This window comes from Arthrobacter sp. P4_F10, assembly GCF_056401435.1.
In genome coordinates this window covers 26756-42432 of the sequence record NZ_JBFUJJ010000027.1, presented here as the reverse complement: position 1 = coordinate 42432, position 15677 = coordinate 26756, and the positions used below count along the sequence as shown (strand labels likewise).

Sequence of the window (15677 nt, the reverse complement as noted above, 5' to 3'; positions counted from 1 at the left end):
GCGGTTGCGCGAGGAAGGGTTCACCGGATCGCTGACTCTGGTCGGCGAAGAGCCGCACGAGCCCTACGACCGGCCCCCGCTGTCCAAACAGGTCTTGGCCGGGTCGGCACCCTTGGAAGACACTTCCCTGCCACGCCGCCGGGACATCCGCGCCACTTGGCGGCTGGGCATGGCGGCGACCGGGCTGGATCTGGCTGCGAAGCAGCTCCACCTTGCCGACGGCGATCGAATCGGATTCGACAAGCTGTTGATCGCCACCGGCCTGCGGGCACGCCCATGGCCTAACCCTGTCGAGGCGGCCCTCGCAGGAGTGATGACATTGCGCACCCGGGAGGACGCCGCAACCCTGCGACAGCACCTCGCGGGGCGTCCGCGTCGGGTGCTGGTCATCGGCGCCGGGTTCATCGGTTGCGAGGTCGCGTCCGTGTGCCGGGAACTCGGCCTGACGGTCACGGTGGCAGAAGCTGGCCCGGCTCCGCTCGTCGCTGCCCTTGGCGCGGTGATCGGCGCAGTCGCCGGGGAACTGCAGCTCGAGAATGGCGTGGACCTGCGGTGCGGCGTCCGCGTCCTGGCCCTTGAGGGTGATGCCAGCGGACAGCTGCGCCGGGCCATTCTGTCCGACGGCACAACGCTTGAGGTGGATGTGGCGGTCGCCGCGCTGGGCTCCGTCCGCAATGTCGAATGGCTCGCAGATTCCGGCCTGGCGTGCGGCGTATGGGGCGTCGCCTGCGACGCCGGCTGCCGAGCGTTCGACGCAAACGGGTTGGTCACCGATGACGTGTTTGTCGCCGGCGACATAGCGCGCGCCCCGCAGCCGATGTACGGCTATCAATACCTTGCCGTCGAGCACTGGGGGAACGCCATCTCCCAGGCCGAGGTCGCGGCACACAACATGGTCAGCGGCGAGACCGAACGGTGGCCCCACTTGGAGGTGCCGAAATTCTGGTCAGTCCAGTTCGGCACCGAAATAAAGAGCGTCGGGGTACCCTCGGTCGCCGATGAGGTAGCCATCGTCCAAGGATCGGTGGACACGCGGCGATTCCTGGCCGTCTATGGCTACAAGGGCCGCATCGTGGCGGCGGTCGCCTTCAACCAGAACAAGTGGCTCGACTTCTACGAGCCGCTGATCGAGCAGGCCGCACCCTTCCCGCCGGCGTTCCACCACATCGATGAGTCAGACCAAGCCCGGCCCTTGCCGGCCGGGTTCAAGCCCGCGGTCAGCCCCACCCAGGACGCGACGGTCGTTGTGACCGGCCACGATCCCAATGAACGCCGCGCCAGACTGACCAACACCGCGGCCGGTGAAACGCCTTCACGGAGACCCACAGGCACCGCCCCCCGATCGAAGGAGCCTTCACCATGACCCAGGCCAGCATCTGGGAGCGAATCCTCGACTTCTCCAACCGGGCTAACCCCTACCCGTTTTACGACGAGCTCCGCAGGACCCCCGTGACGCGGCTTCCGGACGGAAGCTACCTCGTAAGCACCTACGCGGAGATCGCCGCCCTGCTGCACGACCCGAGGGTCAGTTCCGACATCAACCGCAACCCGGCTGCCGCTGCTGCGGGCGCCACTGCCGGGGACGACGGGGAAGGTCCGGGCATGTCTCCGACTTTCCTCAGCATGGATCCTCCTGATCACGACAAGTTTCGACGGATCACCATGCGCCACTTCGGACCGCCTACGACGCCGGGCAGGGTCGCCGGGATGGAGGCGAGGATGGCGGAAATTGTCACCGCCTTGGTCGACAACATGACGGCCCACTCCCGGATCGACGTCGTCGATGATCTGGCGTATCCGCTGCCCGTCACGGTGATCTGCGAATTGCTTGGGGTGCCACCGGGCGACGAACAGCGCTTCCGGGTCTGGGTGGACGTAGCCCTGCAATCCACGGATCCCGGACTCGATCCCGAAACACAGCAAGAAAAGAGGGCCGAGGCTGGCAAAGAACTGCGCGCATTCATGGAGGAACTGGTCGAAGCCCACCGGCGGACACCGGGCCCGGACCTGCTCTCGGCGATGGCCGCCGATGACGGCCCGGAAGGCCGCATGCCGGACGAACAACTGGTGAGCACCGGGCTTCTTCTGCTCATCGCCGGACATGAAACCACCGTGAACCTCATCGCCAACGGCGCACTGACGTTGCTCCGCCACCCGGCCGAACTCCAACGGCTACGCAACGATCCTGACCTTGCCATCCCGATGGTCGAGGAATTGCTCCGCTACGAGCCGCCCGTCCATTTCGTCCCCTTCCGCACAGCCCTTGACGACATCGACATCGCCGGCACCACYATCCCCGCCGGCGCCAGCCTCACATTGGTCCTGGCCTCAGGGAACCGTGACCCCGCCCATGTCACCGACCCCGACCTCTTCATCCCGGACCGGCGCAACAACCAACACCTCGGCTTCGGCGGCGGCATCCACCTCTGCTTCGGCGCACCCCTGGCCCGGCTCGAAGCCCAGATCGCCCTCACCGCTTTCGCCACCCGGCTCGAGAACCCGCGGCTGGTCTCCTATCCTCCCCCATACCGGCCGAGCCCGTTCCTCCGCGGTCCCTCGCATCTCCTGATCGACATCGACGGCATCGCCGCTCGTCAATAGTCAACAGCGAAGCATGCCGTCGACGAGGGAGGCGGCGGCGCGGAAGTGAAGCTTGCCGGGGTATCGGAGTTGGGCCGGTCCGGCTTGAGTTACCTGGCCAGGGAATCTTACGACTGCTGCAGAAGCCTCCACGGGAGCCCCTCGCCGTCTGCGTTAGCCTCGAAACAGCCTCTTGCACGCGGGTTCATGGATCCCGTGGCCGTTCGCCGGGGAAAACGATTCCGAGCTGGTTCCTGATGGCATCGGCGACTGCCATGGTTCGGATGGATTCGGCCAGCGGCCGCTGCGGGACTTCCAGCTGCCCTGCCACAATGGCACGGGCGACGGCGGCGGCCTCGTAGTGCAGGCCCTCAAAGTGCGCTCCGGCCGGCTCCTCATAAGCCAGCCGGGTTCCGTCCGGAAAGCGGACGCTGAAGTTGCCTGGCATGTTGAAGGGACCGTCAATGGTCAGTGAAGCCTCCGTGCCCACGATGGTGGCCGACGTCGGCGTGAAATTGTGCAGCTGCGTGTTCATCACGGCCTGGCGTCCGCCGGCAAAGGACATCACCGCTGAAAGCTGGGCATTGACTCCGGATTCGTGCGGTTCACCGAGCGCCAGGAGACGGTCCGGTTCGCCGAGGATGGACGTGATGAGCGAAAGCGGATAGGTTCCCAGATCCAGCAGAGGCCCGCCGGCCAGGGCCGGGTCGAAAATCCGGTGGCTGCGGTCGAAATACTCACCGTATTCAGCGAAGACCGTCGTGAGGTCCCCGAGAATTCCGGTGTCGAGCACTTGCCGGATGACGTCGAACTTGGGCAGGAAGAATGTCCACATGGCTTCGGCGGCGAAGAGGCCGGCCGCGGCTGCCCGGCTGGCGATGCCTGCCGCCTGTTCGCGGTTGATGCCGATCGGCTTCTCGATCAGGACATGCTTGCCGGCGTCGAGCGCGACGAGGGCAGCCTGGTAGTGGAAATTGTGCGGCGTGGCCACATAGATGATGTCGACGTCGGCGGCCGCCAGCTCCTCATAGCTGCCAAAGGCTGCAGGGATGCTGTGCCGTCCGGCAAATATTTCGGAGCGGTCCAGCGAGCGGGATCCGATCGCGGCAATCACCTGCGAGGTGTGCGCCTGGACGGATTCCGTGAAGCGTTCCGCAATCCAGCCCGGCCCCATGATCCCCCAGCGCAGCGGAGGCGCGTCGCGGGGGTCCGGAACCCGGGACGCTGGCAGCGAGCGGTTACCGGTCATGTTAGATCCGCCTTAGTGTCGATATCGATTTTCACGAAAGGCGTAGTCTCCTTCGCCTACTTTGTCCTGACATAATAACAAGTCCGATTCACGTCAGACAAGCCCCGCGGCGCCCGAAGTTCCAGGAAACTGCTGCATCGCAGGCATCGCTTCCCCACGCGGCGCCGTGCCACTTCGCCCTGCACGTGCACCAGGGACGTCCATCGCGGCGCGCCTATTCCTACTTTGATCGAATGTCAGCACAAACTATTGACGGTTGCGTTAGAGCGCTCTAACGTTGAGTTCACGTGATCCAGCACACTCCGGGAACGCTCTCCAAATTCAAAGTCCGCCATTCAGGTCGGCCGAATCGAGGAAGTCAACAATGTCGTTGCACACAGCAAGCTCGCCCGCATCGGGCTCAAAACATCGCGGATATCTCGCGCGTCTCACTGTCATCTCCACACTTGGCGGACTCCTGTTCGGCTACGACACCGGTGTCATATCCGGTGCGCTGCTCTACATGCAGGACTCCCTGAGCATGAGCCCCGTAGAAGAGGCCACTGTCGTCAGCGCACTGCTGTTTCCCGGTGCCGCGGTCGGAGCGCTAAGCGGTGGCCGGCTCGCCGATAAGCTCGGACGGCGCGGCACGCTGCTTGTCTGCGCGCTGCTTTTCCTTCTCGGAGCGATAGGCTGCGCCATCGCGCCGACTGTGGGATTCATGGTGGTGGCCCGCGTCGTCCTCGGCCTAGGAGTCGGTGCCGCCGCCGTAACGTGCCCCCTCTACCTTGCAGAAATGGCGCCGGCGCATCTGCGCGGACGCATGGTCACGATCAATGAATTGATGATCGTGACCGGCCAGATGCTCGCTTTTGCCATCAACGCCCTCCTCGACGCCGTCATCCACGACACGGAGGTCTGGCGCATCATGCTTGGCGTTGCCTCCATCCCCGCCATTGCACTCCTGATCGGAATGCTCGTCCTGCCCGAATCGCCGCGCTGGTTCGCTATCCGTGACAGGTTCGACGACAGCCGGCGCATCCTCGACCTCAGCCGCAGCCCGGAGGAAGCCGATTTCGAGTACAAGGAAATCGTCGAGTCCGCGAATATGGCCCGCAATGAGCGCTCCAGTGCCTGGCGCGATCTGAAGAACAATCCCTGGATGCGTCGGCTCCTCTGGGTTGGCATYGGGCTCGCCGTGGCCCAGCAGGCAACGGGCATCAATACCGTGAACTACTACGCACCCACCATCCTCGAGCGCAGCGGTCTCGGCGTGAGCGCATCGCTCGTAGCTACCATCGCGGTCGGTGTGACGTCGGTGCTGATGACCGTCCTGGGCATCTGGCTGCTGGGCTTCATCGGGCGTCGCCGCATGCTGGTTATTGGCTTCTCCGGCGTCGTGGCTTCGCAGGCACTGCTCGCCGTCGTTTTCACGCTCCCCCAGTCGGACCTTGTCAGTTACACCATCCTGGCGGCGATGATGCTGTTCGTGGCCTTCGTGCAGTGCTTCATCGGAACCTGCGTGTGGCTATTGCTTTCCGAAATTTTCCCGCTGGCAATCCGCGGCTTCGCCATGGGCATTGCGGTGTTCGCACTCTGGACCGTGAACGCGGCGATCTCTTTCCTGTTCCCGATCCTGGTCGTCGCCCTGGGCTCAACCGGCACGTTCACCGTGTTCGTGCTGGTGAACATCCTGTCCCTGATCTTTGTGGCGAAATTTGTCCCGGAGACAAAGGGACAATCGCTGGAAGAGTTGGAGGTGCACTTCCGCACCGGAGGCATACCGATCATCGCGCCCCCCGCGGCGCCCGGCGAGAAGGCCGTAGCGCTGTAAGCCCACCGGTCCGGCTGGCACATGGCCGCCGCGGTCCTCGGCCGCGGCGGCCCAGCAGCAGCGGTGCCGGTTCCCGCACCCATGGGGGCGGCGGCCGGGAGCCGTTGCCCTTCCCGCGATACGCTAGCTGGCAGGAGGCCACTTGTCGGGGAATGCATTAAATCAACATGGAGCGGCCAGGCGCGCCACCATTGAGGATGTGGCGCGGGAAGCCGGCGTATCGCGGGCACTGGTGTCCCTGGTGCTCCAGGGTTCGCCAAAGGTAAGTCAACAAAAAAGAGAAGCCGTCGCCATCGCCATGGCTGCACTCGACTACCGGCCAAGCAACGCGGCCCGCTCACTTGCCAGCGGACGCACGCGAACAGTCGGAGTGCTGCTGGATGACCTTGCCAATCCGTGGTTCGTGGAGCTGCTCGACGGCATGCAGAGCATCTTCCGGGAGCAAAAGCTGAGGATGGTCCTCGGCGACTCCCAATATCTGGCCCGCCCTGGGGAAAGCCCGGTGTCCGCGTTCATGGAAATGCGCGTCGACGGACTCGTCATCGCCGGGGATCTCAACGCCGATGAAGATCTCACCCGTGCCACACTGCATACCCCAGCCGTCGTCGCCGGCACCCGCGCCTTCRACCTGCCGGCAGCGGACCGTGTCACCAACGACGACGCCGCCGGCGCCCGCATGGCCGTCGAACACCTCATTGGCCTCGGCCACAAAGACATTGCCTTCCTCACCGCCCCCACCGGATCCGCTAGGGTGCGGGCCGACTCCTACCGGGACACGATGACCCGCCACGGCCTGCAGGACAACATCCGGGTGGAGCCCACGGACATGAGCGAACACTCCGGCTTTGTGGCAATGCGCCGCCTTATCGACGGCGGCCGGACGCCCACGGCGGTCTTCGCCGCCAACGACATCCTTGCCGTCGGTGCGCTCTCGGCCGCCGACGATCACGGCATCAGCGTTCCTTCACAACTTTCACTCGTTGGATACGACAACACCTATCTCGCCGGGATACGGCACCTCTCCCTCACCACAGTCGACCCCGTCAGCCGGGACGTAGGCATCCGCGCCGCGGAGTTTCTCCTCGCCCGCATCGCCGACCGCTCCCTCCCGCCACGTACCGACGTGCTGACCCCGCGCCTCGTCGTTCGCAACAGCACCGCACACGCCTCCCGCGCCTAACGCCCGCGGCCACCACCCCAAGGCAGCGTGCAGCTCACCCCGTAGGAGCTGACTGCTCCCTGCCTCCCTGGCATTCCCGGGGTACGCGCCCCCCGGACGCCCGAGTGCCCTGGAACTGTTCAGGATCTGTTCAGAGGGCCATTGCTCCAGGATCTGGCTGGGACATCTGATCATTGCTAGCGTGGCGGAATGAACTCGTCGAAGACCCCCGCCGAGATCCTCAACATTGCCGGTAACGAGGTTCGCATCTCGAGTCCGGACAAGATGGTGTTCCCCGAGCCCGGGCTGACCAAGCTCGACTTGGTTCGCTACTACCTCGCCGTCGCGGATGGTGCGCTGCGGGGCGCCGGCGGACGACCCATGGTGCTCAAACGCTTCCCGAAGGGGATCGGCGCTGAGCCGTTCTTCCAGAAGCGCGTGCCTGAAAGCCACCCCGACTTCATCTACACGACGACGCTGCACTACGCGTCCGGGACGTCAGCCGAAGAGGCCGTCATCCGGGATGCTGCGGGCTTGGCGTGGGTGGTGAATCTTGGATGCCTGGACCTCAACCCGCACCCCGTGCGTGCCGAGGACCTCGAGCACCCCGACGAACTCCGGGTCGACCTCGACCCGATGCCGGGGGTCGACTGGCAGCAGATCGTTGATGTCGCGTATGTCGCACGGGAGGTTCTCGACGACGTCGGACTGGTGGGGTGGCCGAAGACGAGCGGTTCGCGGGGACTCCACATCCTCGTGCGCATCGCGCCCCAGTGGTCGTACCGCGACGTGCGGCTCGCCGCCGAGACCCTCGCCCGCGAGGTCGAGAACCGAGCTCCGGGCCTCGCCACCGCGCGGTGGTGGAAGGAGGAGCGCGGCGAGAGTGTGTTCGTCGACTTCAATCAGAACGCCAAGGACCGCACCGTGGCATCGGCGTACTCGATCCGGCCCCTGCCCGACGCCCGAGTCTCGACTCCGCTCACGTGGGACGAGGTGACCTCCACCCGGCCGGAACAATTCACGGTGCCCACGGTGCTTGAGCGCTTCGCAGTGATGGGCGACCCCCACTCCGGCATCGACGACGCGGCCGGGACACTCGACAAACTCATCACTTTGGCTGCCGAGCTCGGCCCCGCAGAAAAACCGCCGCGCGCCGGCGTGGGCCGCCGGCAGTCGCTGATGCCGCTTATCGAGGTGGCACGCACCAAGACCAAGCCCGAGGCGCTCGCGGCGCTCGACGAATGGAAAACCCGGCATGCGGACCTCGTCCCGGCCCTGCATCCCGCCGACATACTCGTCGACGGAATGCGCGGATCGAGTTCCCTCTGGTACCGGGTGCGGGTGAACCTGCAGCATGTCCCCGAAAATGAGCGGCCGCCACAGCAGGAGCTCATCGCTGACTACAACCCATGGGCAGGCAAAAAGTGGCCGGGGCGCCCTGCGTCCTGACACCACAGGATGCTGGCCATGCCACGCCAGGAGCCAACCTGCGCCCGGATGGTCATGTGCAGTCTCGCGAGTCGCGTTCCGGTGACCCGATCATTGGCGAAGTGAGGTCATAGCCCACGGCCCCCCCGCGCCGGGTCGCGGTCAGGGACCCGACGCGACCTATGCGAGCGAGAGGAAGAGCTTTTCCAGGTCCTTCGTGTCCATGCTTCCGTCTTTCCTGACGATGCACTGCTCCAGGCCGCTGGCGATGATCGCGAAGCCCGCCCGGTCGAGTGCCTTCGAGACGGCCGCGAGCTGGGTGACGATGTCCTTGCAGTCGCGGCCCTCCTCCAGCATGCGGGTCACGGCCGCGAGCTGGCCCTGGGCGCGCTTGAGCCGGTTCACTACGGGGGTCAGTTCGGTTGAATCGAGTTGCACGGGAGTCTCCAAGCCACAGGGTGATGCACCCAATCCTATACCCCCGGGGGTGTTTTGCATACCCCTGGGGGTATCTGCAATACTCGGTGGGGTATTCAACCCTGCTTTCCCGCTTGTCTCGAAAGGACACCCATGACACCCCCTTCGCCCGCAGCAACACCGGCGGTAACGGCGCTGGCTCCGGAAACCCTGCGCAGCTGGATCGCCGAGCACCACGACCTCCTCGTCATCGATGTACGCTCCGCCGCAGAGTTCGAGTCCGTTCACATCCGCGGCTCCTACAACGTCCCCCTGCCCCTGCTGTCCGAGCACACCCAGGAACTCGCCGCCCGGCTGGGCAGCAGGGTGGTCCTGGTTTGCCAGTCCGGCGCGCGCGCCGAGCAGGCGCGCCAGCGCCTCGGCGGAGCCGGAATCGACACGGCGTACGTCCTCAGCGGAGGGGTGCCGGCATTCGCCGCGGCCGGCGGCGACGTCGTCCGCGGGAAGAACCGCTGGGATCTGGAACGCCAGGTCCGCCTCGCCGCGGGCTCGCTCGTGGTCCTGGGACTGGCCGGAGGAAAATTCATCTCGCCCAAGATCCGCATGCTCGCCGGCACAATCGGCGCGGGCCTGACCTTCTCGGCCGCCACCAATACCTGCGCCATGGGCCAGGCTCTGTCGGCAATGCCGTGGAACAAGGCCGCCAAGGAGCCCACCCGCGAAACCGCGATCCTGCAGCTGCCCCTGGCCGCGGCGCGGCTGACCCCCGCGGCATGATCCCGGCCCTGGCACTGGGGCTGCTCGTCGGGATCGTGCTCGGCGTCGTGGGCGGCGGTGGGTCCATCATCGCTGTCCCAGCCCTGGTGTACGGAGTGGGACTGAGCCCCGCGCAGGCCATTCCCACGTCCCTGCTGGTGGTCGGTGTCTCGTCACTGGCGGCCCTGCTCCCGCGGCTGCGCGAGGGCATTAACTGGCCCGTGGTACTGCTCGTCGGCGCCGCAGGCGTGCCCGCGGCCTGGGGCGGAACGGCGGTCGGCCGCCTTTTGGCCCCGAACATCCTGATGCTCGCCTTCGCGGCGATCATGGTGATCGCCGGAATCCGCATGCTGACCAGCACCACCGAATCCGAGGGCTCGTGCAGCACCGGGCCCACCAGGGCCTTCCGCACCTGCGCCCCCAAAGCCGTGGGAGTCGGGCTCCTGGTGGGCTTCCTGACCGGGCTGCTGGGCGTGGGCGGCGGATTCCTGATCACCCCGGCCCTCACCCTGTTCCTCGGACTGCGCACGAAACAAGCCGTCGGCTCGTCCCTGGCCATTATCGTGATCAATTCCGCCGCAGGCTTCGGCGCCCATGCCGTCGGCTTCACCATCGAATGGCCCACCATTCTGGCCTTCGCAGTCCCGGCGGTCCTCGGCTCACTCTTCGCAGCCCGCTTCGCCCGCCGGCTGAAAGACAAACACGTCCGCCTGTCGTTTGCCGTTCTCATCTTCGCCGTCGCGGCCTGGGTCACGGCAAGCACCGCCACCGCCTGACAGACAAGGAGAAACCATGGCTGTGGGCCGCGGGCGCACACGCGGTAGTGGATACCCCGGTGGTATCCAGCCTTGAAGCAAGAGCACTGCCACCATTTCCCCTCCACCCCCTTTACGAAGGAGAGCACCAATGCTTATCGAACGCATTTACGATGAAGACCTCGCCCAGGCGAGCTACCTGATCGGCTGCCAGGCCAAGGGTGAGGCCGTTGTTGTGGACGGCCGCCGCGACATCGCGGTGTACCAGGAGCTGGCCCGGAAGAACGGCATGAAGATCGTGGCCGTCACAGAGACCCACATCCACGCCGACTACCTCTCCGGCACCCGCGAACTGGCCGCCGCCACCGGCGCCAAGATTTACGTCTCAGGTGAAGGCGGCCCGGACTGGCAGTACGAATTCGACGGCGGACGGCTCTACGACGGCGACAAGATCACGCTGGGCAACATCACCATCCAGGCCCTCCACACTCCGGGCCACACCCCCGAACATCTGTCCTTCCTGGTCACCGACGGTGCGTTCAGCGACCAGCCCGGCTACCTGCTCTCCGGCGACTTCGTCTTCTCGGGTGACCTTGGACGTCCGGACCTGCTCGACGAGGCAGCCGGCGGCGTGGACACCCGCTTCGAAGGCGCCAGGCAGCTCTTCGCCAGCCTGCGGGACAAGTTCCTGACCCTGCCGGACTACGTCCAGATCCACCCTGCCCATGGTGCGGGCAGCGCCTGCGGCAAGGCCCTCGGCGCCATCCCCTCCTCCACCGTCGGTTATGAGCGCCTTTACGCGTGGTGGGGACCTTATCTGGCCGCCAATGACGAGCAGGGCTTCGTCGACGAGCTCCTCGACGGTCAGCCTGACGCCCACGCCTACTTCGGCCGGATGAAGCGCGAAAACCGCGAAGGACCGGCCGTCATGGGCGAACGCGCTCCCCTGCCGGAACTGGACACCGCCGCCGTCGCCAAGGACCTCGCCGGGGACAGGGTGACCTTCATCGACACCCGCTCCAACACCGAAGTCCACGAAGGCACCGTCAGCGGCTCCCTGAACGTTCCCGCCGGCAAGTCTGTGGCCAGCTATGGCGCCTGGGTGGTGAACCCCGAAACCGACAAGAACCCCTTGGTACTCCTGGCCCCGGACCAGGACGCCGCGCAGGAGGTGTGGGACCACCTGATCCGCGTCGGCATCGACAACATCGCCGGCTACGTCACCAGCCTCGATGGTCTGCCCACGACCACTCCGAAGCTGATCCAGCCCGCGGACCTCGCTGATTTCGATGCGGCCCTGGTGCTTGATGTCCGCAACCGCACCGAGCACGCCGCCGGGCACATCCCGGGATCCCACCAGCTCAGCGGCGGCCGCCTCATGTGGCACCTGGACGAGCTCCCCACCGAGGGCACCATCGTGAGCTACTGCCAGAGCGGGGTCCGGAACTCCGTCGCGGCCAGCGCCCTGCGCCGCGCCGGCTACGACATCGTCGAGCTCGACGGCAGCTACGCAGGCTGGACGGCCTGGCAGCTGTCACGGCAGTCCGTCTCCAGCAACTGACTTCAGGCAGCATCCGAAAATATTGATGGACAGCATGGGCGGCGGCACGGGACACCCGGCCGCCGCCCACGCTGCCACCCCGGCAACTGGAGCGCGTTCATGACGTCCCGCATCACCGCTTCACCACAGCATCCAGGACGGCAGGATGGCATCACGCTGGGCCTGCGGCAGAACCTGGCCCAGTTCATCCTCCTCGTTGCGGTCAACGCCCTCGTCGGCGGCGCCTTGGGCCAGGAACGGACCGTCCTGCCGCTGCTCGCGGAAAAGGTCTTCCACCTGGACCTGTACGCCTCCGCGCTGACCTACATTCTGGCGTTCGGGCTGGCCAAAGCCGCCACCAACTACTTCGCCGGCACCCTCTCGGACCGCTATGGACGCAGGCCGGTCCTGGTGGCGGGGTGGCTCATCGCCCTCCCCGTCCCCCTCCTGTTGATCTTCGGGCCTTCCTGGGGCTGGATCGTGGCGGCCAATGTCGTCCTGGGCATCAGCCAAGGCCTGACTTGGTCCACCACGGTCATGATGAAGATGGATCTCGTTGGCCCCGAACGCCGGGGCCTGGCGATGGGCCTGAACGAAGCAGCCGGTTACCTCGGCGTCGCCGGCACTGCCCTGGCCACCGGCTATATCGCCTCCGCCTACGGACTGCGTCCAGGGCCGTTCCTGCTCGGCGCCGCCTTCATCGCCGTCGGCCTCGGGCTGTCCGTCCTGACCATCCGCGAGACACACCACCATGCCAACGCCGAAGCCGCCGTCCACGTCCCGGTCCACGCCGGAAGCCATGCCGGGCTGAGCAACCGTGACGTCTTTACGCTGACAAGCTTCCGTGACAAGTCACTGTCCTCCGTCAGTCAGGCCGGCATGGTGAACAACCTCAACGACGGCCTGGCCTGGGGATTGTTCCCCGTCCTCTTCGCCGCCGGCGGGCTCAGCATCGAACGCATCGGCATCCTCGCGGCCGTGTATCCCGCCGTCTGGGGCGCTGGCCAACTGATCACCGGCGCCCTCTCGGACCGGATCGGGCGAAAGCCCCTGATCGCCGGTGGCATGCTCGTCCAGGCAGCAGCGCTGGCCATGGTCGCATTCGGAAACGACTTCGGAATCTGGCTGGCCGCTGTCGTCCTGCTCGGTGCCGGCACTGCCATGGTCTACCCCACGCTGCTAGCCGCGATCGGCGACGTCGCCCACCCCGCATGGCGGGCCAGGTCCGTCGGCATATACCGGCTGTGGCGCGACGGCGGGTTCGCCGTCGGCGCCGTGCTCTCCGGCTGCGTCGCCGACGCCTACGGCATCCCTGCAGCCGTCGCCGTCGTCGCCGCCCTGACGGCGGCCTCGGGAATCGTCGTGGCGGTACGGATGCGAACCACCGACCACGCGGTTTTCCGGGGTGAACGGGGGGAACGCGTTCCGCCCGACGGCATCTGAGCGCGAGACGCACGCTCCGAGGATGCGGTTCCTGCGCGGTTCCCCGCCGTCGTCAACCCCTGGAGGTGCCATGACGCGGCTCGGAGCAGGTGGGAGGATGGGCGCATGGAACTGCACATCACTGGCGACCCCGCCGCCGACCAACTGCTCAGCAATGACGCGTTCGCACTCCTCATCGGCATGCTGCTTGACCAGCAGGTGACCATGGAGTCTGCGTTCGCCGGACCGGAAAAGATCCAGACGCGCATCGGGTCCATGGCCCCTGCCGCAATCGCCGAATATGACCCGGCAGGCTTCGTTGAGGTCTTCAAGGAGCGTCCGTCCATCCACCGCTTCCCTAGCTCCATGGCCAGCCGCGTCCAGGACCTCGCCGCAACCGTAGAGCGCGATTGGAATGGCGACGCAACTGCCATCTGGAAGCAGGACGATCCTGACGGCCAGGAAGTGCTGCGCAGGTTGAAGGGATTGCCCGGCTTCGGCGAGCAAAAGGCAAAGATCTTCCTCGCACTGCTCGGCAAGCAGTGCGCACTCCAGGCACCAGGCTGGCGTGAGGCTGCCCACCCCTATGGCCAGGAGAGCGCATTTCTTTCTGTCGCCGACATCGTGGACCCGGAGTCGCTGAGAAAAGTGCGCGCCAGCAAGCAGGCAGCCAAGGCCACCATCAAAGCCGCGAAGACGTCCGGGCGCTGATAACCCGGCCCGCCGGCTTCACGCACGCCCGTCCGCCCGGCCAGCGAGAACGGCGGCCCGCCAACTCAATTGATACCGCAAGGATCTCTCTTCCTAGAACACTTTCGCGTGCCATAGTCTGGGCACGCCAGCCTGCGTCCGAAGGTGAAGAAGGCCGGGAAAGCAGGACACAAGGGGCTTAGAAGGGACCGACCATGCTGATCTGCGCAACTTGCGCCGTCGAACGCGACGAACCTACGCCCGGAGTCTGCCCGATCTGCGCCGATGAGCGGCAGTATGTGCCCGAGGACGGACAAAAGTGGCTCACACTGGACGGGCTGGCGCAGGAGGGCCAGCAGACAGTGTCGAAGGAGAACGAGCCGGGACTGATCGGGATCACGACGGAGCCAAAAGTCGGGATCGGCCAGACCGCTCAGCTTGTGGTGACACACGAGGGTTCGCTGCTGTGGGATCCGGTCGGATATGTCGATGACGGCGCTGTGCAGGCAGTCCTCGAGCGGGGCCCGGTCCTGGCCATCGCCGCTAGCCATCCACACATGTTTGGTGTGCAGGTCGAATGGTCGCAGCGGCTCGGTGGTGTCCCCGTACTTGTGGCGGACGCAGACCGGCGATGGCTGGGTCGCACCGATCCGATCATCGAATATTGGTCCGGCTGTCAAGCTATCGCGGAAGGGTTGACACTGCACCAGACCGGGGGGCACTTCCCGGGCAGCGCGGTGGTGCACTGGTCCGCAGGATCGGGCGGCAGAGGAGTTCTGCTGACCGGCGACAGCGTGTTTCCGAATCCAGACCGTCGCTCAATAGCCTTTATGCGCAGCTACCCGAATCGCTTGCCGCTATCCGGCGCGGTGGCGTTGCGAATCGCGGCGCAGCTGGGAGAGCTCAAGTTCGACCGGATCTACGGCAACTTCAACAATGTCATCGCATCCGGAGCCAAGGCCGTTCTGCGCGATTCCGCCCAACGGCACGCTGCTTGGGCGCGAGGAGACTTCGACCATTTAACCTGAGTTGTCCCCCTCCGGCGTCTGTTTGGCTCCCCCTGAGCGATCCCGGCGCGCACGGCGCCTACTCGCGGCGCGGAGTCTGTGGTCGACGAGGACGATGTGGAAGATGAGTTTTCCTGGACTCCAGGAGTCCAACGGCGATGCGATTCGCCGTGGTATCCAGTCGGTATCTACACACCCGGTCAACCGCACCCGAGGAGAGCATCATGACCGCTACCTACACCTTCGACGTCTTTTCAAGCCTCGACGGCTTCGGCGCCGCCAGCGGCAACTGGACCGGCTACTGGGGCAAACAGGGCCCCGAGCTGCTCGAGCGCCGCCTCGCCTTGTACGCCGCGGAGCAGCGGATGGTCTTCGGCGCCAACACGTACCGGGCGTTCGCGCGGATGCTGGCCTCGAGCACCGAGGAGTCCGAGGTGCGTGACCCATGGGTCGCCCGGATGAGAAGCCTGCCGCCAACAGTGGTGTCGACCACACTCGAAGGACCGCTCAACTGGCCGAACGCAACCGTCGTGAGCGGTGACGCCGTCGACGTCGTCGCCCGGCTCAAGGAGGAGTCCCCGGTGCCGTTGCGCTCGCACGGCAGCCTGTCGATGAACCGGGCGCTGATGGCCGCCGGTCTGGTCGACCGCGTCCAGGTGACTCTCTTCCCTGTGATCACCGGGAACAGATCTTCCAGGGTGCGGCCGACTTCGACCTCGAGCTGATCGAGAGCCGGACGCTCGACGGCAACATCCAAGAGCTCATCTACCGGCCCACCCTGCATGCCTGACCTATATCAAGGAACTTGAACAGGACCTCGCAGAAGAACGGGACCGCGCCGCGTTGGCACGGTCATGAGCG

Annotated in this window: 13 protein-coding genes and 1 pseudogene; 12 read left to right on the top strand and 2 right to left on the bottom strand. The window is 65.9% G+C overall.

The genetic code is table 11. From position 1 onward, the window contains the following. Both AC1DR1_RS18905 and AC1DR1_RS18900 read left to right on the top strand, forming a co-directional pair. Nucleotides 1-1363: NAD(P)/FAD-dependent oxidoreductase (locus tag AC1DR1_RS18905; RefSeq protein WP_476993084.1), on the top strand; the 1363-nt coding region annotated here is incomplete at its 5' end. After that, on the top strand, nt 1360-2601 hold the full coding sequence (locus tag AC1DR1_RS18900) for a cytochrome P450 (RefSeq protein ID WP_476993083.1): 1242 nt from the start codon (nt 1360-1362) through the stop codon (nt 2599-2601). The genes AC1DR1_RS18905 and AC1DR1_RS18900, both read left to right, overlap by 4 nt. A 184-nt stretch (nt 2602-2785) precedes the next feature. On the opposite strand, the gene AC1DR1_RS18895 is transcribed toward AC1DR1_RS18900, so the two are convergent. Further along, complete coding sequence (locus AC1DR1_RS18895; RefSeq protein ID WP_229993066.1) at nt 2786-3829, bottom strand: Gfo/Idh/MocA family protein; 1044 nt, start codon at nt 3827-3829, stop codon at nt 2786-2788. 364 nt (nt 3830-4193) lie between these two features. Here AC1DR1_RS18895 and AC1DR1_RS18890 point away from each other — a divergent pair, with 364 nt between their 5' ends. The 3 genes from AC1DR1_RS18890 (at nt 4194) to ligD (ending at nt 8250) form a co-directional block, all read left to right on the top strand. Beyond that, nucleotides 4194-5642: a sugar porter family MFS transporter gene (locus AC1DR1_RS18890; protein ID WP_364742757.1), complete on the top strand. Its 1449-nt coding sequence runs from the start codon at nt 4194-4196 to the stop codon at nt 5640-5642. A gap of 199 nt (nt 5643-5841) precedes the next feature. After that, nucleotides 5842-6822: a LacI family DNA-binding transcriptional regulator gene (locus tag AC1DR1_RS18885; protein ID WP_476993082.1), complete on the top strand. Its 981-nt coding sequence runs from the start codon at nt 5842-5844 to the stop codon at nt 6820-6822. A 189-nt stretch (nt 6823-7011) separates the two neighbouring features. Continuing rightward, the gene (gene ligD / locus AC1DR1_RS18880) at nt 7012-8250 is read left to right on the top strand and encodes a non-homologous end-joining DNA ligase (RefSeq protein ID WP_476993081.1); all 1239 of its coding nucleotides are present in this window, start codon (nt 7012-7014) and stop codon (nt 8248-8250) included. A gap of 159 nt (nt 8251-8409) precedes the next feature. Here the strand turns inward: ligD and AC1DR1_RS18875 are convergent, their stop codons facing one another. Continuing rightward, on the bottom strand, nt 8410-8667 hold the full coding sequence (locus AC1DR1_RS18875; RefSeq protein ID WP_229993070.1) for a metal-sensitive transcriptional regulator: 258 nt from the start codon (nt 8665-8667) through the stop codon (nt 8410-8412). Nucleotides 8668-8799: 132 nt separating this feature from the next. Here AC1DR1_RS18875 and AC1DR1_RS18870 point away from each other — a divergent pair, with 132 nt between their 5' ends. The 7 genes and pseudogenes from AC1DR1_RS18870 to AC1DR1_RS18840 all read left to right on the top strand — a co-directional run bounded on the left by AC1DR1_RS18870 (nt 8800) and on the right by AC1DR1_RS18840 (nt 15606). Further along, nucleotides 8800-9423, top strand: coding sequence for a rhodanese-like domain-containing protein (locus tag AC1DR1_RS18870; RefSeq protein WP_476993080.1), 624 nt, complete (start codon nt 8800-8802; stop codon nt 9421-9423). Beyond that, the gene (locus AC1DR1_RS18865) at nt 9420-10178 is read left to right on the top strand and encodes a sulfite exporter TauE/SafE family protein (RefSeq protein WP_476993079.1); all 759 of its coding nucleotides are present in this window, start codon (nt 9420-9422) and stop codon (nt 10176-10178) included. Before AC1DR1_RS18870 ends, AC1DR1_RS18865 begins: the two co-directional genes overlap by 4 nt. Nucleotides 10179-10308: 130 nt before the next feature. Continuing rightward, nucleotides 10309-11718, top strand: coding sequence for an MBL fold metallo-hydrolase (locus AC1DR1_RS18860; protein WP_476993078.1), 1410 nt, complete (start codon nt 10309-10311; stop codon nt 11716-11718). A gap of 99 nt (nt 11719-11817) precedes the next feature. After that, nucleotides 11818-13140 (top strand): MFS transporter, encoded by a 1323-nt coding sequence (locus AC1DR1_RS18855; protein WP_476993077.1) that lies wholly within the window; start codon nt 11818-11820, stop codon nt 13138-13140. Between the two features lie 105 nt (nt 13141-13245). Beyond that, complete coding sequence (locus AC1DR1_RS18850; RefSeq protein WP_476993076.1) at nt 13246-13830, top strand: HhH-GPD-type base excision DNA repair protein; 585 nt, start codon at nt 13246-13248, stop codon at nt 13828-13830. Nucleotides 13831-14024: 194 nt separating this feature from the next. Next, the gene (locus AC1DR1_RS18845; RefSeq protein WP_364742734.1) at nt 14025-14837 is read left to right on the top strand and encodes an MBL fold metallo-hydrolase; all 813 of its coding nucleotides are present in this window, start codon (nt 14025-14027) and stop codon (nt 14835-14837) included. Between the two features lie 203 nt (nt 14838-15040). Further along, nucleotides 15041-15606 (top strand): annotated as a pseudogene (locus tag AC1DR1_RS18840) (dihydrofolate reductase family protein). The last annotated feature ends 71 nt before the right edge of the window (nt 15607-15677 follow it).

Bases quoted from the DNA above. Each gene is read 5' to 3' on its own strand.
- AC1DR1_RS18855 (WP_476993077.1), top strand. From the start codon at position 11,818: ATGACGTCCCGCATCACCGCTTCACCACAGCATCCAGGACGGCAGGAT.
- AC1DR1_RS18860 (WP_476993078.1), top strand. From the start codon at position 10,309: ATGCTTATCGAACGCATTTACGATGAAGACCTCGCCCAGGCGAGCTAC.
- AC1DR1_RS18865 (WP_476993079.1), top strand. From the start codon at position 9,420: ATGATCCCGGCCCTGGCACTGGGGCTGCTCGTCGGGATCGTGCTCGGC.
- AC1DR1_RS18850 (WP_476993076.1), top strand. From the start codon at position 13,246: ATGGAACTGCACATCACTGGCGACCCCGCCGCCGACCAACTGCTCAGC.
- AC1DR1_RS18845 (WP_364742734.1), top strand. From the start codon at position 14,025: ATGCTGATCTGCGCAACTTGCGCCGTCGAACGCGACGAACCTACGCCC.
- AC1DR1_RS18895 (WP_229993066.1), bottom strand. From the start codon at position 3,829: ATGACCGGTAACCGCTCGCTGCCAGCGTCCCGGGTTCCGGACCCCCGC.
- AC1DR1_RS18870 (WP_476993080.1), top strand. From the start codon at position 8,800: ATGACACCCCCTTCGCCCGCAGCAACACCGGCGGTAACGGCGCTGGCT.
- ligD (WP_476993081.1), top strand. From the start codon at position 7,012: ATGAACTCGTCGAAGACCCCCGCCGAGATCCTCAACATTGCCGGTAAC.